Raw genomic sequence first — 22,770 nt, 5'->3', positions numbered from 1 at the left:
CGCCAGGGGTAAGCGGACCGTCGTCACCGTTTAAGCTCTGCGAGGAGCAGTCCTGCGAGGTTAGGTGGCGAGCGCGTGAGTCAGCGTTCGACGCGGTTCACGCGTCGCGACCCGGCGCGGCGAGGCGCGCGCATCGTGGCCGCGGTACTCGGTTTGCTGTCAGCGCTGCTGGCGGTCGCGGTACCGCTTCTCCCGGTGAACCACGACGTCACCACCCTGAAGTGGCCCACGGCCGAGGGCACCCGTGCGGTGTCGGCCCCGCTGCTCACCCACGAACCCCTCTGGCTCAACGCCACCGTGCCCTGCGCCGCGGCCCGCAGTCTCGACGAGCGGATCAACGGTGCGGGCGAGCTGCTGGCCACCAACGCGCCGTCGGGCACCTACGGCGGCCTGACCGGCATGAACCTGCAGATCGACAACGGTCAGGTCAGCTTCTTCTCGCGAGGTCACCAGATCGGCTCGGCGGCCCTGCCGGCCGGCGACTGCGCCATCACCGTCAACTCCGACGCGGGGGAGACCCGCGCCGACATCGCGAGCGTGCCGCTGGGTTCCGCCGGTGGCGACCAGCGGCCGCAGCTCACCGGGATCTACTCGCAGCTCGACGACCAGCGCGACGACGTGCGCGGTCTGGACTTCCAAGCCGGGGTCGACACCCGCTTCGCCACGACTCCGACGGCGTTGAAGACCACGGCGATGGTGCTGGCCGTGCTGTGCTTCGTCGGCTCCCTGCTCGCGCTGCGCAAGCTGGAGATCCGCGCACCCGTGCGGCGGCTGCCGGTGGGCTGGTGGCGGCTGGGAGTGCGCGACGTCGTCGTGTTCGGCGCGCTCGCGGTCTGGTGGCTCATCGGCGCCATGACCGCCGACGACGGCTACATCCTGACGATGCTGCGCGCCGCACCCGACGCCGGTTACGTCACCAACTACTTCCGCTGGTTCGGCAACCCCGAATCGCCCTTCGGCTGGTTCTACGAGATCTACGCGCTGTGGGTGCACATCTCCGCGGCCACCCCGTGGGTGCGGTTGCCCGCGCTGTTCCTCGGCGTCGTCAGCTGGCTGCTGCTCAGCCGCGGCGTGCTGCCGAGGCTCGGCCAGCAGGTCCGGCGCAGCGAATCCGCCGGATGGGCCGCCGCTGCGGTCTTCCTCGCGTTCTGGCTGCCCTACAACAACGGACTGCGGCCCGAGCCGGTCGTGGTGGTGTTCTTCCTGCTCTCGGTGTGCGCCGTGGAACGCGCCGTGGCCACCGAGCGGCTGACCCCGGCGGCGCTGGGACTGCTGGCCGCGGCCCTGGGCCTCGGCGCGAACCCGCACGGCATGGTCGCGGTGCTGCCGTTCCTCGCCGCGGCCAAACCGCTGCTCCGGTTGCTGTGGCGGCGGATCCGGGAGATCGGCGCGCTGCCCGTGCTGGCCCCGATCGCCGCGGCCGGTCTGGTGATCCTGGTCGGGGTGTTCTTCGACCAGACGCTGCAGTCGGTGCTGGACTCCGTGGAGCTCAAGACCGAGTTCGGCCCCAACGACTCCTGGTACGAGGAGCTCGGCCGCTACGAGAAGCTGTTCGACAAGTGGCCGGACGGCTCGCTGACCCGCCGCTTCCCGGTCCTGCTGCTGATGTTGTGCATCGTTGCCAGCGGTGTGGTGTTCCTGCGCCGCGGCAAGATCCGCGGAGCCGCCGTGGGGCCGAGCAGGCGGATGCTCGGCATCGCGGTGCTGTGCTTCGTCGTGCTGGCCGCCACCCCGACCAAGCACACCCACCACTTCGGCGTGTTCGCCGCCATCGGAGCGGTGCTGGCCGCGCTGACCGCCCTGGCCACCAGCGCCGCGGTGCTGCGCTCCCGCCGCAACCGGGCCGGGTTCTTCGCCGGGTTGATGGTGGTGTGCGCGTACTCGGTGACCGGCACCAACTCCTGGTGGTACGTCTCCGGTTGGGGCGTGCCGTGGTTCGACAAGGCGCCCAGCCTCGACGGGCGGCACGCCAGCACCGCGTTCCTGGTCATCGGGTTCCTCGCCCTGGTCGTCGCCTTCATCGAGCACGTCCGCCACGGCGAGCCGCCGGTGGTGACCCCGACCGCGCGCAAGCGCGTGCTGAGCCTGGGCGCCGCGCCGCTGACGATCACCTGCGCGCTGTGCCTGGTCGGCGAGGTCGGGCTGTTCGCCGTCGGCATCGAGAAGCAGCGCGGCAGCTACAGCCTGGGCCCGGACAACGTCAAGCAGATCGCCGGGAGCAGCTGCGGGCTGTCGGACTACATCAACGTCGAAGCCGACCCGCGTCGCGGAGTGCTCGCCCCGTCGGGCGACCAGCCGCGCACGTCCAGCGATCCCGCTCAGCCCGCCGATTACCTGCGCGCCGAGCAGCAGGGCTTCCACCGCTTCGGCTATCCGGGCAGCCCGCAGTTCACCCCGCCGTTCGGCTACGGCGGTGACGACGCGCCGGTCTGGGGGACCTTCGACGCCGACGCGACCGGCACCGGCGAGATCCGCACCCCGTGGTTCGACCTTCCACCGCAGGCCACCGAGGGCACCACACCCGTGGTGCTGCAGTTCGCCGGCTCGTCTACCGGCGGGAACTCGCTGCGCGTGGAGTGGGGTCGTGAGCTGCCCGGCGGTTTCGAGGTCAGCGGTCACCGGGACTTCTCGCTCAACAGCGGTGCCTGGCAGGACGTGCGCTTTGACGCCCCCGGAGCCCAGAAGGCCCGGGTCGTGGCGGCCGACCAGCGCGACGACGAGGGCGGCTGGCTGGCCTTCAGCGCCCCGCGTGTGCCGGTGCTGACGACCATGACCAACCTGATCGGCAGCCAGCCGACGTTCGTGGAGTGGCCCGCCGCGCTGGTGCACCCGTGCCTGCAACCGGCGAAGATCCGCAACGGCGTGTTCGAGATGCCGCGCTTCCGGATCGCGGGCGGGGGCATCATGCGCGACATGGGGCAGACCTGGTCGGCCCCGGGCGGCGGCGGCCCGTTCGGCTGGCTCAACGTCGGCGCCAGCGTTCGGCAGCTGCCCGCCTACCTGCGGGGAGCGCCGAACCGGGACTGGGGAGCGATCTACGTGGTCGACCCGTACAACCCGGACACCGTCGGTGCCGAGGCGGCGATGCAGGTGCGGAGCGAGACGCACTGGGGCGACTGGAGCCCCGGCCCGCTCACCGACGCCGTCAAGCTCCCCGGCCGGGTGCCCACCTCCGACGGCCGGACCGACCTGCGCCCGGTGGAACCGGCGATCACCGGCAACGAGAGCTGACGCCCCGCAGCGCGTCGTGGTGTGAGAGTGGCCATTCGGACACCGCGCCACCGGTTGTGATCGATTAGGATCGCTAACGGGTGGGCGCCCGGGCGATGACGCCGCGGTGAGTGCCGAAAACCGCGTTGAGGAACCGCAATGGCTTCGCGCGCGCCTCCACAGTGGACCGCGCGCCGGGGGTGGAGGCGTCGTGTCGGGTGTGATCCAGGGCTTCGGCGTCATCGGCGCCATCGTTCTGGTCGGTTACGTGCTGGGGCGGACCGAGGTGCTCGGCGACCACGGCCGCGACGTGCTCGCCAAGATCTCCTTCTACGTCGGCACCCCCGCGCTGCTGCTGATGATGCTCTCCGAGTCCGACGTGCGCGTCCTGTTCTCCGCTCCGCTGCTGGTCACCGCGCTGAGCACGTTCGCGGCGGCGGCGCTGTTCGTGCTGGTGGCGCTGTGGCGGCGCTGGAACATCCGGCGCACCACCATCGGCGCGCTGTGCTCCAGCTACGTCAACGCCGGCAACCTGGGCATCCCCGTCGCGGTCTACGTCCTCGGCGACGCGACGCTGGTCGCTCCGGTGATGCTGTTCCAGCTGCTGGTGATGACGCCGATCGGGCTGACCGTCATCGACTTCGCGCAGGCCGAGGAGAAGACCTCGGTGTGGTCCCGGCTGCTGGCGCCGTTCAAGAACCCGATCGTGATCTGCTCGCTGCTGGGCGTCTCGCTGTCCCTGCTGGGCTGGCGCATCCCCGGGCCGGTCTCCGAACCGCTGACGCTGCTCGGGCACCTCTCGGTGCCCACGGTGCTGCTCGCCTTCGGCGTCTCGCTGCGCGGCTCGCAGCTCCCGGCGGGCGGGGCCGAGAGGTGGCCGGTGCTGGTGTCTGTCGGGTTGAAGTCGTTCGTGCACCCGGTCATCGCCTGGGCGATCGGCGCGGGGCTGTTCGGCATGGAAGGCGCCCCGCTGTTCGCGGCGGTGGTCATCTCCGCGCTGCCCGCCGCGCAGAACCTGTTCGTCTACGCCTCGCGCTACAACGTCGGCGTCCGGCTGGCCCGGGAGTCGATCCTGCTCTCCACGATCCTGTCGGTCCCGGTGCTGGTCACGGTCACGGCCCTGCTGGGCTGACCCGCGTTCAGGCTCGGTGCAGGGGCGGCGGGGTGTGGGCGGTGACCTCGGGCAGCGGGCCGGTGAACGGCTCGACGTCGACGTGCGTGCGCTGGCCCGCGCACCCCTGCGACAGGCGTGAGGCGGGGACGTCCTCGGTGAGGACGTTCGGGTTGCCGTGCGCGCACAGCTCCTGGCCCGGGTGCTGCGGATCGGGCTGCGGGTCGAACCACGCGCCGGTGGGCAGCACCGCGACGCCAGGGCGCACCCGCTCGCTGATGCGGGCACCGGCCAGGCACGAGCCCCGGTCGTTGAACACCCGCACCACCGAGCCCTCGGTGATGCCGCGCGCGGCGGCGTCGTCGGGGTGCAGCGTGATCGGTTCGCGGCCGGCCACCTTGGACTCGCGGCTGACCGCGCCGACGTCGCCCTGCCCGTGCAACCGGGTCGGCGGCTGGTTGGCGATCAGGTGCAGCGGGCCGCGACGCACCTGCGGCAGCCAGACCGGGTGGCCCGGGCAGTCGTCGTAGCCGAACGACCCGACCTTCGCCGAGTGCAGCTCGATGCGTCCGCTCGGCGTGTGCAGCGGGTCCCCTTCCGGATCCTTGCGGAACCGCACCAGCGGCGGGTTCTCGGGCATCGCGGGAAGCCGCAGCTCACCGTCCGCCCAGAAGGTGTCGAAGTCCGGGAGCTCGTGGCCCTGGGCGCGCAGCTGGTCCCGCCACTGGTCGTAGAGGTGCTCCAGCCAGCCCCGGGCGCTGCGCCCCTCGGTGAAGCGCTGCCGCGCCCCGAGCCGTTCCGCGAGCCCGCTGAGGATGCTGAAGTCGTCGCGCGCCTCGCCGACCGGGTCCAGGACGCGGTGCATCGCGGTGAGGTGGGTGTCGCGGCGCCCGGCGCCGAGGTCTTCGCGTTCCAGCGTCGTGGTCGCCGGGAGCACGACGTCGGCGTGCCGGGCGGTGGCGGTCCAGTGCGTCTCGTGCACCACCACGGTTTCGGGCCGGGCGAACGCGCGACGCAGCCGGTTGAGGTCCTGGTGGTGGTGGAACGGGTTGCCGCCCGCCCAGTGCACCAGCCTGATGTCGGGGTAGGTCAGCCGCTGGCCGTTGTAGTCGTACTGCGCTCCCGGGTTGAGCAGCATGTCGGCGATGCGTGCGACCGGGATGAACGTGCCGACCGGGTTGGGCCCCTGCGGCAGCGTCGGCAGCCACAGCACCGGCCCCTCGTCGCCGACGTCGGCCATCGAACCGTAGCCGTGCCCGAAACCGCCGCCGGGCAAGCCGATCTGACCCAGCATCGCCGCGAGTGCGATCCCCGCCCACACCGGCTGCTCGCCGCCCCGGGCGCGCTGCAGCGACCAGGTGACCGTCACCAGCGTCCGCCCGGAGGCCATCCGGCGGGCCAGCTCGCGGAGGTCGTCGGCCGCGATCCCGCAGATCGGGGCCGCCCACTCCGGTGTCTTCGGCACGCCGTCGGTCTCGCCCCGCAGGTAGCCGGCGAAGACGTCGAACCCGGTGCAGCAGCGGGCGAGGAAGTCGGTGTCGTGCAGGTCTTCGGCGAGCAGGACCTGTGCCAGGGCGAGCTGCATCGCCACGTCCGTGCCGGGCTCGATCGAGTACCAGCGCCCGCCCGCGGGAACGTCGTCGGTCAGCGGGCTGATCGAGGCCACCGCGACCCCGGGATCGGCCGCTGCGGCGGCGCTGGTGTGCCGGGTGACGCCGCCCGGCGAGACCGACAGGTTCTTCGTCGGCAATCCGCCGAAGGCCACGATCAGGTCGGTGTGCTCGCGCACCGTCGCCCAGCTGTCGGCGTAGCCGAGGACCGCCGCCGAGCTGCCCACCACGTGCGGCAGCAGGACCTGCGAGGTCCCGAAGCTGTAGTTGTTCCGGGAGGAGGTGTAGCCGCCGATGGTGTTGAGGAACCGGTGCAGCTGCGACTGCGCGTGGTGGAACCGGCCGGCGCTGCCCCAGCCGTAGGAACCGCCGAAGATCGCCTCGTTGCCCGACTCGACCCGCACCCGGTCCAGCTGCGCGGCGACCAGGTCCAGCGCGGTGTCCCAGTCGACCTCGACGAACTCGTCCCGGCCGCGCTGCGAGGACGGCCCCGGCCCGCCGGTGAGCCAGCCGCGCCGGATCGCCGGGCGCATCACGCGCGTGTCGTGCCGCGCGATGCCCGGCACGTTGCCCAGCAGCGGCGAAGGCGCAGGGTCGTCGGGGTGCGGGCGGACCCGGACACCGCCGTCGGCGTCGGCCGTCGCCTCGTAGGCGCCCCAATGCGCGGTCGTCGGCACCCAGCGCTCGGTCGGCATCCGGCTCCTCCCGTGGCCGGAGGTGCTCCGACCTGCGAACTCGTGGTCGATCCCGATGTTACCGGCGCTCGGAGAACGTCACCGACGCCTCGGCGGAGACCTGATCGGAGCGCACCGACATCGCCCCGTCCTCGTCGCCGCACACCAGCACCGGATCACCGGAGAACACCGGGCGGCGCAGCCGGTAGGACACCGAGGTGAGGCTCCCGTGCTCGCGGGCGAGCTCGGTCATGAGCAGCACGAGCAGCGGTCCGTGCACCACCAGCCCCGGATAGGCCTCGACCTCGCGGCAGTAGGGCTCGTCGTAGTGGATGCGGTGGGTGTTGGCCGTCAGCGCGCTGAACCGGAACAACCGCGTCGGCTCACCGACGAACCGCCGCTGCCACGGCGCGTCGGAGGGCGGGAAGTCGGTGGGCCGCAACCGGTCCGGGCTCTTGGTGTCGGTCTCGCCGCTGCGGTAGACGTAGTCGGCCTCCTCGGTCATCCGCACCCGTCCGTCCTGGCGGAACTCGCGGCGCTCGGTCACGAACGCCATCTCGCCCGAACGGCCCTGCTTGACCGTGACACCGCCCAGCTCGGTGGTCCGCTCGGCGGGGGTGCCCAACCGCAGGGGCTCGACGATCGTCAACCGCCCGCCCGCGAACATCCGCCGCCGGTCGGGCACCGGCGGCAGGAAATCGCCGTTGAGCGGGTGGCCGTCGGGTCCCAGCTCGGAGTGCGGCGGCCAGGACAGGAAGTGCACCCAGTGCCACAGCGGCGGCAGCTCGTCGACCGGCGCCGGCACCTCCAGCACGTTGGCCAGCGCCCGCGACTGCTCCGGTCCCATCGAGTCGTGCTCGACCACGGCCTCCGGTCGCCAGTCCCGCAGAAACTCCTCCAACACCGAAACCTCCTCGTCGATCTTCGAGGTGCCCCGGTCATCCAAACATGCCGGAAGGCTCAGCGGAGGTAGACGCGGGCCGGGTCCACCTCGTGCCGGAGCGTGTCGAGCTCGGCCTCGGTGGGCGGGGTGATGGTGCTGAGGTCATCGGCGACCTGGAGGTCCCAGCCGGTGGCCTCGCGGACCTGCTCGGCGGTGACACCCGGGTGGGTGGCCACGAGGCGGAGCTCCTCGCCCGCGCCGTCGCGCGCGAGGATGCCGAGGTCGGTGATGACCCGGGTGACGCCCTTGCCGCGCGGGCGGATCCCGTCGGCCAGCGCGCGATCCGGGCCCGGGGAGGTGCAGAAGTCGAGCTCGGCGGTGAACGAACGCGGGTCGTGGCGCCGCATCACCACGAACACCTCGCCGGAGTTGGCCATGACCTCCATGGCCCCGCCCGAACCGGGCAACCGGACCGCGGGGGAGTGCCAGTCGCCGATCACCGAGGAGTTGAGGTTGCCGAAGCGGTCGATCTGCGCGGCTCCCAGGAAGCCGACGTCGATCCGCCCGCCCTGCAGCACGTAGCCGAACAGCGCGGTCATCGGCAGGACGGCCTCCGAGCCGGTAATCAGCACCGCGTCGGCGATCGTCTCCGGCAGCTGGTCGGGATGGGCGCCGCAGACACCGGACTCGTAGACGATCTCCACGTCCGGCGCCACCGTCCGCTGCGCCAGCGACACCGCCAGCGTGGGCAGGCCGATCCCGGCGAAAACCGTGCTCGCACCGGCGAGTTCGCGCGAAGCGACCGAAGCCAGCAGCTCCGACGACGTGATGGACATGATCCTCCTCAAAGCCTGCGGCCGTAGTTGACCGGCTCGCTCCACGCCTCGCCCACGGCCAAGTCCGACCAGCGCTGCTCGCCGAGCTTGGCGACGTACTCGGAGTGGTCGGCGGTGCCGAGCACCCACTCGTCCAGCCACGTGCGCAACCGGTCGGGATCACCGCTGATCCGCGACCACTCGCGGTAGAACTCGCCGTCGCGGTCGTAGTAGCCCTGCACGAACGCCGGGTGCGCGCCGCGCGGGCACTCCACCACCGCGTCCACCGCGTGCGCGGGGATCACCGTGCGGTTCGGGTCGGAGCGGACGACCTCGTCGGCCACCACCTCCTCGACCACCACGATCGCCTTGCGCGCGGCGTAGACCGCCTCGGCCTGGATGCCCGTCAGGCCCCAGACCTGGGTGTTGCCGGAGCGGTCCGCGCGCTGCGCCTGCACGATCGTCACGTCCGGGTTCAGCGGCGGCACCACGTAGATCTGCTCCTCGCCGCCGTCGGGAGCCGGGTACGGCGAGGTGACCTTGCGGATGCCCGGGTTGATTCCGGGGACGTCGCTGCCCGCGTAGGAGCGCAGCGGGTAGAACGGCAGCCGCTGGGCGCCGGCCAGGTAGCGGCAGATCATGCCGTAGTGGCTGTACTCCTCGAAGGCCAGCGCGCCCGCCTCGACCCGCCGCCGCAGCTCGCCGAGCGAACCGGCCGTGGAGTTGCCGACGAACGAGGAGATCAGCCTGCTCACGCAGTCACCCGCGATGAGCTGATCGGTGACCACGTCGGCGGTCATCCGCGCGATGGTGAGGTCCCGGCGGCCCTGCCGGATGATCTCGTGCCCGGCCGCGGTCGGGATCAGGTGCGTGAAGCCCTCCAGCGACACCGTGGCGCCGTCGGTGACGAACTCGGCGATGGCATCCCGCATCGACGTGGTCTTGTCCGACTTTCCGACCTGCGACATCGATGCCCCCAGGGATTGCGCGGTTCGCCTGCGCCTCAGCCTGCCACCCCGGATTGAGACAGGTCCAATACCGAATTAGTGTCAGATCCAGAGCTGAGTCGAATAGATCGGGGATGGGTGTGGAGCTGCGCTACCTGACCGCCTTCGTGGCGGTCGCCGAGGAGCTGCACTTCGGCCGCGCCGCCAAGCGCCTGCAGATGGCCCAGCCGCCGCTGAGCCAGCAGATCAGGCAGCTGGAGAAGGAGCTCGGCGTGCGGCTGTTCGAGCGCAACACGCGGTCGGTGCGGCTGACCAACGCGGGGGAGTCCTTCCTCGAACCCGCGCGCACCGTCCTCGACGACGTCGACATCGCCGTCGGCGCGGCCCGCGCCGCCGGGCGAGGCGAGCGCGGGCGCGTCACCGTCGGGTTCGCCGGCGCCTCCAGCCACGAGGCGCTGCCGGTGCTCACCCGGGCGGTGCGCGCCGCCCACCCGGGCCTGGAACTGGTGATGCGCGGGCAGACCTACGCCGACGTCGCCCTGGCCAAGGTCGCCGACGGAACGCTGGACCTCGGATTCGTCCGGATGCCGGTCAACCAGCCCGGCGTGAACACCCGCGTCATCGAGGTCGAAGAGCTCATCTGCGCGCTGCCCACCGACCACCGGCTGGCCGAGCTGGACCGCGTCCCGATCGCCGAGCTCGCCGACGAACCCTTCGTCAGCTTCCCCTCCAACGCCGGGTCCACGCTGCGCGACGCGCTGGTCAAGGCCTGCGTGGCAGGAGGATTCACCCCGCGCGTGGTGCAGGAAGCGCCCGACTCCTACACGATCCTCGCCCTGGTGGCCGCCGGTGTCGGAGTCACGCTGACGCTGACCTCCTGCCAGCACATCCAGCAGACCGGCCTGGTCTACCGCGAGCTCGCGGGCCGACCGACCCGCTTGCGGGCCGCGCTGGCCTGGCGCGAGGACAACACCAACGCCGCCCTGCACACCGTCCTCGGCATCGCCGAAACCGCCCTGCCCACCCCCGATTGATCTGAGCGGCGTCTCAAACTGCGCCGATTTCGTATTGGACGCTCCCGCGTTCGGCCTGCCACGGTGCTGAGATCACACCGGGTTCAAAGGGGAACGCATGAGCAGCGCGCGCACGGCGAACCGTGCCGGGTTCGGGGCCTTCATCGGCTCCACCATCGAATGGTTCGACTTCTACATCTACGGCACCGCCTCCGCGCTGGTCTTCGACAAGGTCTTCTTCCCCGAGCTCGACGGTGCCCTGGGTACGCTGGTCGCCTTCGCGACGTTCTGGGTCGGCTTCCTCGCCCGCCCGCTCGGCGGCATCATCTTCGGCCACGTCGGAGACCGGTTGGGCCGCAAGAAGACCCTGGTCATCACCCTGCTGATGATGGGCATCGCGACCACCGCCATCGGACTGCTGCCCGGCTACGCCGAGATCGGGGTGTGGGCGCCGATCCTGCTGGTGTGCATCCGGATGGTGCAGGGCATCGGGCTCGGCGGCGAGTGGGGCGGCTCGGTGCTCATCGCCTCCGAGCACGCGCCCAGGGGCAAGTCCATCCTCTACGGCGCCTTCGCCCAGCAGGGCTCGCCCGTTGGCAACACGCTCAGCACCGTCTGCTTCCTGCTGATCAGCAAGCTGCCCGAACCCGACATGCTCACCTGGGGCTGGCGCATCCCGTTCCTGGCCTCGGCCGCACTGGTCGTGGTGGGCCTGTTCATCCGGCTCCGCGTCACCGAATCCCCGGCGATGGAACGGCTCATCCAGGCCAAGAAGAACTCGAAGCTGCCGGTGTGGGAGGTCGTCCGCTCGCACCCAGGACTGCTTGCCCTGGGCATCGGCGCCTGCACCATCGGCCTGTCGGCCACCTACTTCAAGTCGACGTTCGCGCTCGCCTGGGCCACCAGCGACCTCGGGTTCGCCAAGACCGACTTCCTGACGATCATCCTCGTCGCCAACATCGCGCAGATCCTCGTGCAGCCCTTCGGGGCCGTGATCGCCACCAAGATGCGCAGCCTGTCGCGCGCGGTGACGTTCATGCTGCTCCCGGAAGTCGTGCTGCTGCCGCTGATGTTCCTGCTCATCGCCACGGAGAACTACTGGCTGGCCATGGTCGGCGTCGCGGTCGCCACCGTGCCGCACTGCCTGTACTACGCGGCGATGGCCGGGATCCTCGCCGGCCGCTTCCCGGCCGAGGTGCGCTACACCGGGCTCTCGCTGTGCTACCAGCTCTGCGGCACGCTGCTCGGCGGAACCACCCCGGTGGTGGGCCAGTTCCTGCTCAGCGCGTCGGGCTCGATCAACGTCGTCATCGCCTACGCGCTGTTCCAGGTGCTGCTCACGCTGGGCTGCATGCTGTTGCTGCTGCGCCGGCCCAGTCATGACGAACGCGACAACCCGGGAGGCGAAGGTGACCAGAGCACGCTGGATCCGGCGGCCGGAAGGGTCCAACTGGGGTGACTTCGGCCCCGACGACGCGCTGGGCCGGATGAACCTGCTGACCCCGCAGCGGGTCCGGGCCGCGGTGGCCGAGGTGCGCGAGGGCATCACCCGCGCGCTGAGCCTGCCGCTGACCCTGCCCGGCGGGAACGGGTTGAACCCCAACCGGTTCCCGCCGGTCCTGCGCCCCACCCGGCGCTTCGGCGAGGTCAACTTCAACTACGAGCTGCACCGCAAGGTCGAGGGCGCCACCGACGTGCTCTGCGACGACCTCGCCGTGCTGCACCTGCAGTACTCGACGCAGTGGGACTCCTTCGCCCACGCCGGGGCGCTGTTCGACGCCGACGGCGACGGAGTCGCGGAACCGGTGTTCTACAACGGGTTCCGGGCCGGTGAGGACGTCGTCGGACCGTCCGACCTGGACGACTCGGGGTTCGGCGGCCTGCACGAGCGCACCACCTCCAGCGGTGGAGCGCTGGGCATCGACAACCTCGCGCGCACCGGGGCGCAGGGCCGGGGCGTGCTCATCGACCTGCGCAGGCACCTCGGCGAGGAACGCACCCTCGTCGGTTACGACACCCTCGCCGAGATCATGGCCGCCGACGGCGTCGAGGTCGAGGAGGGCGACCTGGTCTGCCTGCACACGGGCTTCGCGCAGCGGCTCGTCGAGATGGGCGGTGACCCCGACCCGGACGTCCTGCACGGCGCGTGCGCGGCTCTGGACGGGCGCGACGAGCGGCTCCAGCAGTGGATCACCGACACCGGGCTGACCGCGCTGATCGCCGACAACTACGCCGTCGAGAACCTGCCGTCACGCCCGGCCGACCCTCCGGCACCCGCGCTGCCGCTGCACCACCACTGCCTGTTCAAGCTCGGCGTGCACCTCGGCGAGCTCTGGCACCTCACACCCCTGGCCGACGACCTCCACCGCCTCGGCCGCTCCCGCTTCCTCCTCACGGCCCCACCCCTCAACCTCCCAGGAGCGGTCGGTTCCCCGACCACCCCCATCGCCACCCTCTGACCCACCCGGAGCACGTCCACCCCCACCCACCCGCGGACCCCTGCCGAGTCCCACCCCAGGCCCGAACATCCCGGTAACCCGTCCCCCCGGATGGGTGTCGAGTTCGGTGCAGGTGGTCGCGTCTCCAACCGGGTTTCCCGATTTCAGTGGAAATCCTCCGTCGGATTTCAGCGGAAATCGGAACCCGGAATTCCACTGAAATCCGGGAAGGGGTGACCACCAGGCGTCCGGGCGGCCCCCTTCCACGGATTACTCCCGTAATCCGGTACCTGATTACTGGAGTAATCCGGGTACGAGAACCGGGGTGAGCCGTGTGCCGCCTCTAGATGAGGGGGTGGGGCTCAGGGCCAGTGGAGGGTTCGGTGGGAGTGGAAGTGGCGGGGTTCGCCGGTTCTGGGGTCGGGGAACTCTAGGGATCGGGCCAGGAGCCGGAGGGGGTGGTCGAAGTTGTCCGGGGACGTCGCGCGGACCTCGGGGTAGAGGTCGTCGCCGACGATCGGCAGGCCCAGGGAGTTGAGGTGGACGCGGAGCTGGTGGGTGCGGCCGGTGCGGGGGTGCAGGCGGTAGCGGGCCAGGTCGCCGCGTCGTTCGAGGAGTTCGACGCGGGTTTCGGCGTTCGGGGCGCCCGGTTCCTCGACGGCGGCCAGCACGCCGCGGTGCTTGATGATCCGGCTGCGGACCGTGCGGGGCAGCGCCAGGTCCGGGTCGTAGCCGGCGATGGCCTCGTAGGTCTTGTCGACCCGCCGGTCGTGGAAGAGCGTTTGGTACGCGCCGCGCAGCGCCGGGTCGACCACGAACAGCACCACACCGGCCGTGGCGCGGTCCAGGCGGTGCGCGGGGGAGAGGTCGGGCAGGTCCAGCTGCCTGCGCAGGCGGATCAGCGCGGTCTCGGTGATGTGCCCGCCGCGCGGCGTGGTGGCCAGGAAGTGCGGCTTGTCCACGACCAGGATCTCCTCATCGCGGTGCAGGACCTCCAGCTCGAACGGCACCGGCGTCTCCGGTGCGACGTCGCGGTGGAACCACACGAAACCGCCCGGCCGGTACGGCGACTCGAGTGCCAGCGGGCCGTCGTGGGTGACGAACCGGCCCGCGCGCAGCATCTCGTCGATGCGGTCGGCCGCCAGCTTGGGGATCCGCTCGACGAGGAAGTCCCGGACGGTGGCCCACCGCCCGTCGGTGGGCAGGTGCAGCCGGACCGGGTCCAGGCCGTCGCGCTGGGGCAGCGGTGAGCGGAGCTTGCGGCGCATGGTCCGGCCAGCATAACCAGAGGTCACAGGTTCATCTTGTAGCCCTCGTGGGAGGCGGTGAAGCCGAGCCGGTCGTAGAAGCGGTGCGCGTCGGTGCGCGACTTGTCGGTGGTGAGCTGGACGAGCGAGCAGCCGCGCCGCCGCGACTCGTCGAGGGCCCACTCGAACAGCGCCGCGCCCAGCCCCCGGCTCCGCTCGGCGGAGCGCACCCGCACCGCTTCGATCTGGGCGCGCAACGCGCCTCTGCGGGCCAGCCCCGGGATGAACGTCAGCTGCAGGGTGCCGACCACGGCGCCGGCCGAGTCCTTCACCGCGACCAGCAGCTGCGCGGGATCGGCCTCGATCGCCGCGAACGCCTCCCGGTACGGGGTGAGGTCGGCCGCGGACTCCCGGCCCGAACCCAGCTCGTCGTCGACCAGCAGTCCGACGATCTCGGCCAGGTCGTCGGACGACGCCCGGCAGACCTCGTACTTGGTCGATCTCACCAGGATCTCCTCGGACACGCGCCTCATCCCAGGAGCTTGGCGAGGAACCAGCCGACGCGGCTGACCTTGCGGATCTGCGGATTGCCCTCGATGCCGTGGATCTCCCACTGCTGGCCGCACTCCGGGCACCGGTACAACCCGATCTGGGTGGGCACCTCGCACGGATGGCCGCGCCGACCTCGTCTCATGACCCGATCACACCACATCCGCGCTGCGCGGTGCGGTGAAAACTGCCGCTGAAACGGTGACTTTGTGCCTTACGGTGCGCATCGGCGCGTCCGTAGCTTCGGCGGGGTGAGCACGACACGAGGAGTTCGAATCAGTCGCGGCACTCGCAGGCCGGATCTTGGCACGCGTGGTTGAGACCGGGCAGCGGAGGGGTCTCCACCCGGTCCCCGCGGCCGATGGTGAGCGCCGCGATCACCCCACCAGCGGCGCACATCACCGCCGAGATGTGCAGCGCGGTCGCGAACCCGGGCCCCAGCGGTGCGCCGTCTCCGGTGCCCGCCAGCCCGGCGACGACCGGCAGCACCGCCACCGCCAGCAAACCGGCCAGGCGTGACACCGCGTTGTTGACCCCCGAGGCGACGCCGCCCCGCTCCGGCCCGACCGAGCCCAGCACGGCCGCGGTCAGCGGAGCGACGGTGATCGACAGACCCAGCCCGAACACCAGCACGCCCGGCAGCACCCCGCCGAGGTAGGTCGCACCGGCCTCGGCGCAGGTCAGCAGCCACAACCCGGCCGCGCAGGCGAACGGCCCGACCGTCATCGGCACCCGCGGGCCGGTCCGCTGCGCCAGCGCACCCACCCGGCCCGACAGCAGCAGCATGATGATCGTGATCGGCAGCGTGGCGATGCCCGTCTCCAAGGCCGAGTAGCCCATCGTCTGCTGCAGCTGCAACGACAGCAGGAACAGCGCGCCGCTGAGCGCCGCGTAGACCGTCAGCGTCACCAGGTTCGCGCCCGTGAACTGCGAGGACCGCAGCAGTGACAGCGGCAGCAGCGGACTCGGGTGACGTGCTTCCAGCCACGGGAACACCACGAGCGCGGTGACTCCGACCACCGCAGCCGTGGTGGACGCGGTGTCCCACCCGGCGGTCGGGACCTCGATCAGCGCGTAGATCGTTCCAGCGAGCCCGACGGTGACCGCCACCGCGCCACCGATGTCCAGCCGTCCGGTCGCGTTCGGGTCCCGCGTCTCGGGGACGTGGCGCAGCGCGAGCATCGCCGCCGCGGCGATCGGCACGTTGATGAAGAACACCCACCGCCAGGACGCGGTGTCGACGAGCCACCCGCCCACGAACGGCCCGATCGCCGAGGACACGCCGGTCAGCCCGGCCCAGCGGCCGACGGCTTCGCCGCGGTCGTCCGGGTCGATGGAGGCGTTGATCAGCGCCAGGCTGCCGGGGACCAGCAGCGCCCCGCCGACTCCCTGCGCCAGCCGCGCGACGATCAGCGCCTCGCCCGTGGGCGCCAGCCCGCAGCCCAGCGAGGCGAGGGTGAACACCACCAGCCCGATCGTGAACACGCGGCGTCGGCCGTAGCGATCGCCCAGCGCGCCGCCGAGCAGCAGCAGCGCGCTCAAGGTGAGCAGGTAGGCGTCCAGCACCCACTGCAGGACGCGCAGCCCGCCGCCGACGTCGCGGCCGATGGCCGGCAGCGCCACGTTGACCACGGAACCGTCCAGGAACGCCACCCCCGAACCGAGGATGGTGGCCAGCAGGATCCAGCGGCCGGAACCGGAGCGGAGAGCGACGGCGGTGGACACGCGCCGACGATAGGTCGCTACTCGGACACGGGCACGGCCAGGCCCTCGGCGGGCAGCGTGGAGGCGATCGCGTCGGGGGAGTAGCGCGCGAGCAGCCCGAGGCCCAGCTGCGCACGACGCACCCGTTCGCGGCCCAGCGCGACGGCGGTGGGGGTGAGGTGGCTGCCGCTGGGGTAGATGTTCGGTGCGTTGCGCAGCCCGAACTTCACGTAGACCGGGGCCGCGACGCGCACGATCTCGGCGATCTCGAAGTGCCGGACGAATCCGCCCATGTCGTCGGGCGCCTCGACGTAGATGTCCAGCGGCAGGTCCGTGGCGGCCCGGATCGCCGCCAGCTGGCCGAGGCTGAGATCGGTGGGCACGTTGTAGGTGTCGGCGCCCAGGTCCTCGGCGATGCGCACCGACGCCGGGTTCGCCAGCCCCATCTGGACGCTGATCTTGAACTGCAGGTCGGCGGGCAGGTCACCGGCCTCGCGCATCGCGGAGGCGACCTTGAGCACGCCCAGGTCGGTGACGAGCACGCTCCGGATGCCGGACTCGGCCGTGCGGCGGATGTCCTCCAGCACGTGCACCAGCTGCTCGGTGCCGCGCGCCTGCGCGGCCACCGGTGCCCCGCCCGAGGACACCGCCATCGCGCTGGTGTCCCAGCCGGCCAGCGGCCGGGCGAACAGGCTCAGCTCGACCGACCGCCCGGCGGCGGTGGAGGCCATGGTGGCGAGTTCGTCGTCGGTGAGCAGCATGCCGCCGCTGCCTTGGGAGATCCGGTGCACCAGCACGCCGCGCGCGTCAGCCTCGGCGAGCACCGCGTCGAGCACCTCGGGACCTTCGGTGCTGGGGATCTCCACTCGGTACTGGGCGCCGTCGGGAAATCTCTTCTCGCTGGTGGCCGCGGTGTCGTCGGTGGGCAGACCCAGGGATCGCAGGAAGTCACGTGTCTGGCGCACCTGTGAAATCTCCGTTCGATATTCCGAACAACGTTCGTAAAATCGTATGGTCGGAACGAAGCGAAGGTCAATACGCCGTCGATATCAGGTACGATGTTCGAAATATCGGTCAACTCGAGGTTGGCCTCGAAGCGGAAGGAGCGCCAGCGTTGGCACGAGCGGTACCGGCCGTGGAACGGGCATTCGACGTCCTCGAACTGTTCCTGGAAGCCGACGAACTCAGCGCCCCGGAGATCACCGCGCAGCTCGGGCTGCCGCGCACCACGGTGCACGAGCTGGTCGGCACGCTCAACGAGCGCGGCTATCTGATGCCCACCGGGCGCGCCACCAACAAGTACCGGTTGGGCGTGCGCAGCTTCCAGCTGGGGTCGGCGTACGCCGAGCGGCTGGACCTGGCCCGGGAGGGGCAGCTGGTCGCGGAGGAGATCGCCGAGCGCTGCCAGGAGACCGTCCACGTGGGCGTGCGCGACGGCGCCGACGTCCTCTACGTCTCCAAGGTGGACAGCAGCCACCCGGTCCGGATGGTCTCGGCCGTCGGCCGCAGGCTCCCCGCGCACTGCACGGCGCTGGGCAAGACCCTGCTGGCCGCGCTGCCGCGCGCCGACGTCGACGAGATCTACAGCGGCCACAAGCTCGACGCGATGACCGAGCACAGCATCACCAACCGCAAGACGCTGCGCAAAGAGCTCGACGAGATCGCCGAGGACGGCGTGGCCCGCGAGTACTGCGAGTCCAACGACTCCGTGGCCTGCGTGGCGGCACCGGTGCGCGACACCAGCGGTGAGGTCGTCGCGGCCATGAGCATCTCGGTCCCGATCCTGCGCTGGAACGACGAGACCGAAGCCGCGCTGCGCGACCTCGTCCGGGACGGTGCCGCAGCCCTCTCAGAGCGCCTGGGCCACACCGGCTGATCAGGTTTTCGGGGGTTGCGGCGGAACCGCTGTTTCAGGTGCGGGACTCAACTCGCACCGCCGCGGGTGCTTCAGCGCCTTCGTGGCGAGTACGCCGGGAAGCCGATGTCCCCTCCTGGGGTAAGTGGAATACATCAGGAGCGGCGCACGGAGTCCGCGAAGGCGCTGTGCTTTCCCCTTCGGGGGTTTCCGCTGCTGGCACCGCCAAGCAAACCAACCGCAGAAACGATCTCTAGCGCCGGACGATGACCACCGGGCACTTCGAGTGCAACGCGGAGCGCTGGCTCACCGAGCCCAGCAGAGCGCCGTAGAAGCTGCCGTGGCCCCTGCTGCCCACGACGAGCAGGTCGGCCTCGGCGGAGGCGTCGATGAGGGCCTGCGCGGCGTGGCCGTGCACGAGCTCGCGCTCGATGGTCACCTCCGGCGTGGCCCGCTTGAACTCCTCGACGGTGTCGTCCAGGCATTGCCGGGCGGAGTCCTCGAAGTCGTCGGGCGGCATCGGACCGCCCTCCCAGGAGTAGAACGCGGGGAACTCCCAGGCGCTGATCGCGCGCACCGTCGAACCGGTGAGCTTGGCCTGTTCGAGCGCCCAGCGCATCGCGCACTTCGAGGGTTCCGATCCGTCCACGCCGACGACGATCCTGCCGTGCTCCGTCATGACGACCTCCCGCGTTGGCCCTGCCTCCATGGAAGTACGCGAGCCTGATCCGCGTCCAGTCCGACGGTGTTGACACGGCGTGTCGACCCCGCCATCCCCGTATCGGGTAACACGAACGGGTTTAGGGGCCCGGAATCCGTTGTGATCGTCGATCTCGGTCGGTTACCGATGAGGCGCATCCGCGCCAACTACCGACGAGGAGCGACATGACCTCCAGCCAGACCGGGCGATACCTGGTCCTGCTCGAAGACGACTCGACGATCATCGGCACCCGAGAGGTGACCCGCTTAACCGGGATCAACTGCGCCAACACCGCCGACGCGGCGGGCGCGGCACCGGGCGAGCTGTTCAGCTCCGCGGGCGGAATCGTGCTGCACCAGCTCGGAATCGCCCTGATCGACGCCGACGAGGAGCAGTTCGCCAACCTGCAGCGCGCGGCGGGTGAGACCGGCCCGATCGCCGGGATCGAGGCCGAGCGCAGAGTTTTCGCCATCGGCGAGCCCACGCCGCCGCCGGAAGGCGAGTTCACCTGGGGACTTCAGGCGGTGCGCGCCGACGCCGCCGCGGCGACCGGAGCCGGAGTGCGGGTGGCCGTGCTCGACACCGGCCTGGACGAGCAGCACCCCGACTTCGCCGGCCGCGACATCGTCACCGGCGCGTTCGTCGAGGGCCAGAGCGCCCACGACGGCCACGGCCACGGCACCCACGTCATCGGCACCGCGTGCGGTCCGCGCACCTCGCAGGCCGGACCCGGCTACGGCATCGCGCACGAGGCGAGCATCTACGCGGGCAAGGTCCTCGGCGACGACGGATCGGGCACCGACAGCGGGATCCTCTCCGGCGTCGAGTGGGCGATCTCCAACGGCTGCTCGATCGTGTCCATGTCGCTGGGTTCGGCCACCGAACCCGGCGCGCCGTACTCGGAGGCGTTCGAGCGGGTCGCGCGTCGCGCGCTGGAGCGCGGGACGCTGATCATCGCCGCGGCCGGCAACGAGAGCCAGCGCTCGGCGGGCATCATCGCCCCGGTCGGCCACCCGGCCAACTGCCCGTCGGTGATGGCCGTGGGAGCGGTGGACTCGCAGATGCAGATCGCCGACTTCTCGTGCGGCACCGTCGACGAGGTCGGGCAGGTCGACCTGGCCGCGCCCGGCGTGGACGTCTACTCCAGCTGGCCCGGCGCCGAGCGCTACCGCAAGCTCAGCGGCACCAGCATGGCCACCCCGCACGTCTCCGGCATCGCCGCGCTGCACGCGCAGCAGTCGCCGGACCGCGCGCGGGCGCTGTGGACGCGGTTGACCCAGTCGGCCCGCCGGTTGCCGCTGCCGGCCACCGACGTCGGCGCCGGGCTCGTGCAGGCGCCCTGACCAGGTGAGGCTGGGCGGCGGGTCAGTGCTCGCCGCCCAGCTCGTCCTCGATCGCCCGAGCCGCCGCCCGCGTGCAGTTGCCGAGGTCTTCGGCCGCGGCGGCGGCCTGGTCGAGCGCCACGTGCACGTCGGGCGGTTCGGTACCGCCACCGCCGCTGTCGGCCGCGAGCAGGTCGAGCTGCCGGGCCAGGCGGGCGCTGGCCGCGCTGAGGTCCAGCAGCGCATCGCGCGCCCTCGCCGCCTCCGCCGGTGTGCCCGCGATCGCGCGGGTGCCCTCGTGCAAGCGCTGACCGGCGACGGTGATCATGTCGGCGGTCGCGCTGACGTCCTGCCAACTCGTGGATCGTGCGCTCATCATCGGGCTCCCCGGTGTCGAACAGGCAGGCGGCGAAAGCCGGCCCGGTGCCTTGGTGCCGGGCAGCCCTCGACTACCCGCGAAGACCCGAGGTCAAGCCTCCGCGCACCGCTCGCGAGACCAGCACCACACCGGCCGCGCGCGCGGCCACGGCCAACCGGCGCGAGACGGGCACGGCGATGCGCCTGGCGAACACGTCGTAGCCGGAGGCGACCACGTGGTCGAGGATCTCCCCGTAGAGCACCGCCGCCGTGCGCACGCACGGGCGCGACTCCGGGGCCAGCAGCGCGATCCCCGGCTCGGCGGCCCGGTAGTGCGCCCGGGTCCGCGCCACCTGGTCGGCCAGCGCGCGCCGCACCGGCCCGTCGGCCCGCCCGCGCGCGCGGCACCGCAGCAGCCGCTCCCGGTCCACGCCGAACACCGCCAGCTCGTCGGCGGGCAGGTAGACGCGGCCCCGGTCCAGGTCCTCGCCGACGTCGCGCAGGAAGTTCGTCAGCTGGAACGCCACGCCGAGCGCGGCGGCGGCCTCGCGCGCCTCGGCCGGCGGCCCGACCGTGCCCAGCACCGGCAGCAGCTGCAAGCCGATGACCGCGGCCGAGCCGTGGATGTAGCGCTCCAGGTCGGTGCGGGTGGGGTAGGAGGTGACGGTGAGGTCCATCCGCATCGAGGCCAGGAAGTCCTCGAACAGCACCGGATCGACCTGGTGGCGCTCCACGGTGTCGACCAGCGCGGCCAGCACCGGGTGGTCGCTGGTCCCCGACTTCAGCGCCAGGCGCAGCCGCTCCTCGAGCCGGTCGAGCCGTTCGGCCCGCAGCGCGGGGGAGTCCTCGCCCAGCTCGTCGACGATGTCGTCGACCCAGCGCGCGAAGCCGTAGAGCGCGTGCACCGCGGGCCGCCGATCCGGCGGCAGCAGGCGGGTCGCGAGGAAGTAGGTGCGCCCGTGCTCGGCGTTGAGAGCCCGCGAGCGCAGGTAGGCGGCGTGCAGGGCGGGCGGTACGCCGGCGGAGTCGAGTTCACGGCGTGCTCCCACCGCCGACCAGGCACCCGCGTCCATGCGCTGAATCTCAGCACACCGCGCCCGGCCCGGTGCCGTCGGTAGCGCTGCTCGGTGAACCCCGTCACGTGCGGGGACCGCCGGGCACGACCCGCATCCACAGCAGGTGCGCCCGGCGGCTTTTCACACGCGGAATCCCCTCTGCGTCCCGCGCGCCCGTGGGCGGAGAACCAGGCTGCCCACGTGATCGGGACCGACCCGGGGGCGGGCCATGACGCAAGATCGCGGATCTTTTTCGTCCGCACCCACGACCTGCGGCGTTGCACCCGCCACCACGGGTGGGGTGGTGGTCAGGACGCCCTGCGGGACCCCTGCCCGGCTTCGGAGACGGCCTGCTCGAGCTCGGCGCGCTTCATCTTCGACCGGCCCTTGATGCCCAGCTGCTTGGCGCGGTCGTCGAGCTCGGCCTTGGTGAGCTCCGAGAGGTCCTCGGACGGAGCGGGCTTGCGGCCCTTGCGGGCCTCGTCGACGCTGCGGCGCAACGCCTCGGTGAGGTCGATGACGTCGGTGGGCTGCGGCGGCGCCTCGGCCGCCTGCACCTCGCCGCCGCGCGCCTTCTCGGCCAGCAGCTCCTCGACGCGTTCGGTGTAGGTGTCGGAGTACTCCTCGGGCTGCCACTCGCCGCTCATCGACTCGATGATCGTGGTGGCCATCTGGAGTTCCTTGTCCGTGGGCTTGGACTGCTCGGGCTGGTCACCGACCAGATCGGCCGGGTCGCGGATCTCGTCGGCGAAGTACAGCGTGTTCAGCGCCAGCACGTCGGAGTCCGCGCGCACCGCCGTGAGGTACTGCTTGCCGCGCAGCACGAACGTGGCGATCCCGGCTTGCCCGGTCTGCTCCATCGCGCTCCGCAGCAGGTTGTACGGCCGGTAGTGCTCCTTGGAGTTGGGTGCCAGCCAGTAGGTCTTCTGGAAGTGCACCGGGTCGATCTCGCCGAGGTCGACGAACGTGCTGATGTCGATGGTGCGCGAACGCCCCGGCGCGATCTCGTCGAGTTCGGACTGCTCGACGGTGATGATCCCGTCGCCGTGCTCGCGCCCCTTGACGATGTCGTTGTAGCCGACCTCGTCGCCGGTGGTCTCGTTGACCCGCTTGTAGCGGATCCGGTCGGTGGTCCCGCGCTGGTACTGGTGGAACTGGATCGTGTGGTCCTCGGTCGCCGCGTACAGCCCGACCGGAATGGTCACCAGGCCGAAGTTGATCGACCCGGTCCAGATCTTGCGCGGCATGGTGTGCCTCCCATCGCCCGGCGCCTGCTCCCA

20 protein-coding genes are annotated in these 22,770 nt (G+C 71.4%); 7 read left to right on the top strand and 13 right to left on the bottom strand.

Annotation, left to right across the window (positions count from 1 at the left end; translation table 11 throughout):
* The first annotated feature begins 75 nt into the window (after positions 1–75).
* Both KBO27_RS09610 and KBO27_RS09605 read left to right on the top strand, forming a co-directional pair.
* Positions 76–3,231, top strand: a complete 3,156-nt coding sequence (locus KBO27_RS09610) for an arabinosyltransferase domain-containing protein (RefSeq protein ID WP_210969604.1) — start codon at positions 76–78, stop codon at positions 3,229–3,231.
* A 190-nt stretch (positions 3,232–3,421) separates the two neighbouring features.
* Positions 3,422–4,342 carry an AEC family transporter gene (locus KBO27_RS09605; protein WP_210969603.1) on the top strand — a complete coding sequence of 307 codons (921 nt, stop codon included), beginning with the start codon at positions 3,422–3,424 and terminating at the stop codon, positions 4,340–4,342.
* Between the two features lie 7 nt (positions 4,343–4,349).
* Here KBO27_RS09605 and KBO27_RS09600 read toward each other — a convergent pair whose 3' ends face one another.
* From KBO27_RS09600 to KBO27_RS09585, 4 genes are read right to left on the bottom strand one after another with little or no spacing between them, the layout of a single operon-like run.
* A complete protein-coding gene (locus tag KBO27_RS09600) occupies positions 4,350–6,626 on the bottom strand; it encodes a molybdopterin-dependent oxidoreductase (protein WP_210969602.1) in 2,277 nt (758 codons plus the stop codon).
* Between the two features lie 58 nt (positions 6,627–6,684).
* Positions 6,685–7,509, bottom strand: a complete 825-nt coding sequence (locus tag KBO27_RS09595) for an HTD2 family dehydratase (protein ID WP_307870313.1) — start codon at positions 7,507–7,509, stop codon at positions 6,685–6,687.
* A 56-nt stretch (positions 7,510–7,565) separates the two neighbouring features.
* Entirely contained in the window at positions 7,566–8,324 is a 759-nt protein-coding gene (locus tag KBO27_RS09590) for a CoA-transferase subunit beta (RefSeq protein WP_210969601.1), read from the bottom strand.
* A gap of 8 nt (positions 8,325–8,332) precedes the next feature.
* Positions 8,333–9,271 (bottom strand): CoA transferase subunit A, encoded by a 939-nt coding sequence (locus KBO27_RS09585; protein ID WP_210969600.1) that lies wholly within the window; start codon positions 9,269–9,271, stop codon positions 8,333–8,335.
* Between the two features lie 119 nt (positions 9,272–9,390).
* Between KBO27_RS09585 and KBO27_RS09580 the strand changes: the two genes are divergently transcribed.
* From KBO27_RS09580 to KBO27_RS33550, 3 genes are all read left to right on the top strand, one after another.
* Positions 9,391–10,284 carry a LysR family transcriptional regulator gene (locus KBO27_RS09580; RefSeq protein WP_210969820.1) on the top strand — a complete coding sequence of 298 codons (894 nt, stop codon included), beginning with the start codon at positions 9,391–9,393 and terminating at the stop codon, positions 10,282–10,284.
* 97 nt (positions 10,285–10,381) lie between these two features.
* Positions 10,382–11,722 (top strand): MFS transporter, encoded by a 1,341-nt coding sequence (locus KBO27_RS09575; RefSeq protein WP_210969599.1) that lies wholly within the window; start codon positions 10,382–10,384, stop codon positions 11,720–11,722.
* Positions 11,673–12,722 (top strand): cyclase family protein, encoded by a 1,050-nt coding sequence (locus KBO27_RS33550; RefSeq protein ID WP_307870312.1) that lies wholly within the window; start codon positions 11,673–11,675, stop codon positions 12,720–12,722. The genes KBO27_RS09575 and KBO27_RS33550 overlap by 50 nt, the downstream gene beginning before the upstream one ends.
* Positions 12,723–13,063: 341 nt before the next feature.
* Here the strand turns inward: KBO27_RS33550 and KBO27_RS09565 are convergent, their stop codons facing one another.
* The 5 genes from KBO27_RS09565 to KBO27_RS09545 form a co-directional block, all read right to left on the bottom strand.
* Positions 13,064–13,969, bottom strand: a complete 906-nt coding sequence (locus tag KBO27_RS09565) for a pseudouridine synthase (RefSeq protein WP_210969597.1) — start codon at positions 13,967–13,969, stop codon at positions 13,064–13,066.
* A gap of 23 nt (positions 13,970–13,992) precedes the next feature.
* The gene (locus KBO27_RS09560) at positions 13,993–14,454 is read right to left on the bottom strand and encodes a GNAT family N-acetyltransferase (RefSeq protein WP_307870311.1); all 462 of its coding nucleotides are present in this window, start codon (positions 14,452–14,454) and stop codon (positions 13,993–13,995) included.
* 23 nt (positions 14,455–14,477) lie between these two features.
* The gene (locus tag KBO27_RS09555) at positions 14,478–14,642 is read right to left on the bottom strand and encodes a hypothetical protein (RefSeq protein WP_165939847.1); all 165 of its coding nucleotides are present in this window, start codon (positions 14,640–14,642) and stop codon (positions 14,478–14,480) included.
* Between the two features lie 131 nt (positions 14,643–14,773).
* Positions 14,774–16,222 carry an MFS transporter gene (locus KBO27_RS09550; RefSeq protein ID WP_210969595.1) on the bottom strand — a complete coding sequence of 483 codons (1,449 nt, stop codon included), beginning with the start codon at positions 16,220–16,222 and terminating at the stop codon, positions 14,774–14,776.
* Positions 16,223–16,239: 17 nt separating this feature from the next.
* Positions 16,240–17,166 (bottom strand): U32 family peptidase, encoded by a 927-nt coding sequence (locus tag KBO27_RS09545; RefSeq protein WP_210969594.1) that lies wholly within the window; start codon positions 17,164–17,166, stop codon positions 16,240–16,242.
* 149 nt (positions 17,167–17,315) lie between these two features.
* Here KBO27_RS09545 and KBO27_RS09540 point away from each other — a divergent pair, with 149 nt between their 5' ends.
* Positions 17,316–18,077, top strand: a complete 762-nt coding sequence (locus tag KBO27_RS09540) for an IclR family transcriptional regulator (RefSeq protein ID WP_210969593.1) — start codon at positions 17,316–17,318, stop codon at positions 18,075–18,077.
* 232 nt (positions 18,078–18,309) lie between these two features.
* Here KBO27_RS09540 and KBO27_RS09535 read toward each other — a convergent pair whose 3' ends face one another.
* A complete protein-coding gene (locus tag KBO27_RS09535) occupies positions 18,310–18,735 on the bottom strand; it encodes a universal stress protein (RefSeq protein WP_132679734.1) in 426 nt (141 codons plus the stop codon).
* Positions 18,736–18,941: 206 nt separating this feature from the next.
* Between KBO27_RS09535 and KBO27_RS09530 the strand changes: the two genes are divergently transcribed.
* Positions 18,942–20,099 (top strand): S8 family peptidase, encoded by a 1,158-nt coding sequence (locus KBO27_RS09530; RefSeq protein WP_210969592.1) that lies wholly within the window; start codon positions 18,942–18,944, stop codon positions 20,097–20,099.
* 22 nt (positions 20,100–20,121) lie between these two features.
* On the opposite strand, the gene KBO27_RS09525 is transcribed toward KBO27_RS09530, so the two are convergent.
* The 3 genes from KBO27_RS09525 to ku all read right to left on the bottom strand — a co-directional run bounded on the left by KBO27_RS09525 (position 20,122) and on the right by ku (position 22,737).
* Positions 20,122–20,454 carry a hypothetical protein gene (locus tag KBO27_RS09525; RefSeq protein ID WP_132679732.1) on the bottom strand — a complete coding sequence of 111 codons (333 nt, stop codon included), beginning with the start codon at positions 20,452–20,454 and terminating at the stop codon, positions 20,122–20,124.
* 73 nt (positions 20,455–20,527) lie between these two features.
* Positions 20,528–21,508, bottom strand: a complete 981-nt coding sequence (locus KBO27_RS09520) for a phytoene/squalene synthase family protein (protein ID WP_210969590.1) — start codon at positions 21,506–21,508, stop codon at positions 20,528–20,530.
* 290 nt (positions 21,509–21,798) lie between these two features.
* Positions 21,799–22,737 carry a non-homologous end joining protein Ku gene (ku, locus tag KBO27_RS09515; RefSeq protein ID WP_210969589.1) on the bottom strand — a complete coding sequence of 313 codons (939 nt, stop codon included), beginning with the start codon at positions 22,735–22,737 and terminating at the stop codon, positions 21,799–21,801.
* Positions 22,738–22,770: the final 33 nt, after the last annotated feature.

This window comes from Saccharopolyspora endophytica (assembly GCF_018070075.1).
GTDB classification, from domain to species: Bacteria; Actinomycetota; Actinomycetes; order Mycobacteriales; family Pseudonocardiaceae; genus Saccharopolyspora; species Saccharopolyspora endophytica.
This window is presented reverse-complemented; position numbering and strand designations above follow the sequence as displayed.

Bases quoted from the DNA above. Each gene is read 5' to 3' on its own strand.
- KBO27_RS09575 (WP_210969599.1), top strand. From the start codon at position 10,382: ATGAGCAGCGCGCGCACGGCGAACCGTGCCGGGTTCGGGGCCTTCATC.
- KBO27_RS09600 (WP_210969602.1), bottom strand. From the start codon at position 6,626: ATGCCGACCGAGCGCTGGGTGCCGACGACCGCGCATTGGGGCGCCTAC.
- KBO27_RS09590 (WP_210969601.1), bottom strand. From the start codon at position 8,324: ATGTCCATCACGTCGTCGGAGCTGCTGGCTTCGGTCGCTTCGCGCGAA.
- KBO27_RS09535 (WP_132679734.1), bottom strand. From the start codon at position 18,735: ATGACGGAGCACGGCAGGATCGTCGTCGGCGTGGACGGATCGGAACCC.
- KBO27_RS09565 (WP_210969597.1), bottom strand. From the start codon at position 13,969: ATGCGCCGCAAGCTCCGCTCACCGCTGCCCCAGCGCGACGGCCTGGAC.
- KBO27_RS09585 (WP_210969600.1), bottom strand. From the start codon at position 9,271: ATGTCGCAGGTCGGAAAGTCGGACAAGACCACGTCGATGCGGGATGCC.
- ku (WP_210969589.1), bottom strand. From the start codon at position 22,737: ATGCCGCGCAAGATCTGGACCGGGTCGATCAACTTCGGCCTGGTGACC.
- KBO27_RS09530 (WP_210969592.1), top strand. From the start codon at position 18,942: ATGACCTCCAGCCAGACCGGGCGATACCTGGTCCTGCTCGAAGACGAC.
- KBO27_RS09525 (WP_132679732.1), bottom strand. From the start codon at position 20,454: ATGAGCGCACGATCCACGAGTTGGCAGGACGTCAGCGCGACCGCCGAC.
- KBO27_RS09520 (WP_210969590.1), bottom strand. From the start codon at position 21,508: ATGGACGCGGGTGCCTGGTCGGCGGTGGGAGCACGCCGTGAACTCGAC.
- KBO27_RS09555 (WP_165939847.1), bottom strand. From the start codon at position 14,642: ATGAGACGAGGTCGGCGCGGCCATCCGTGCGAGGTGCCCACCCAGATC.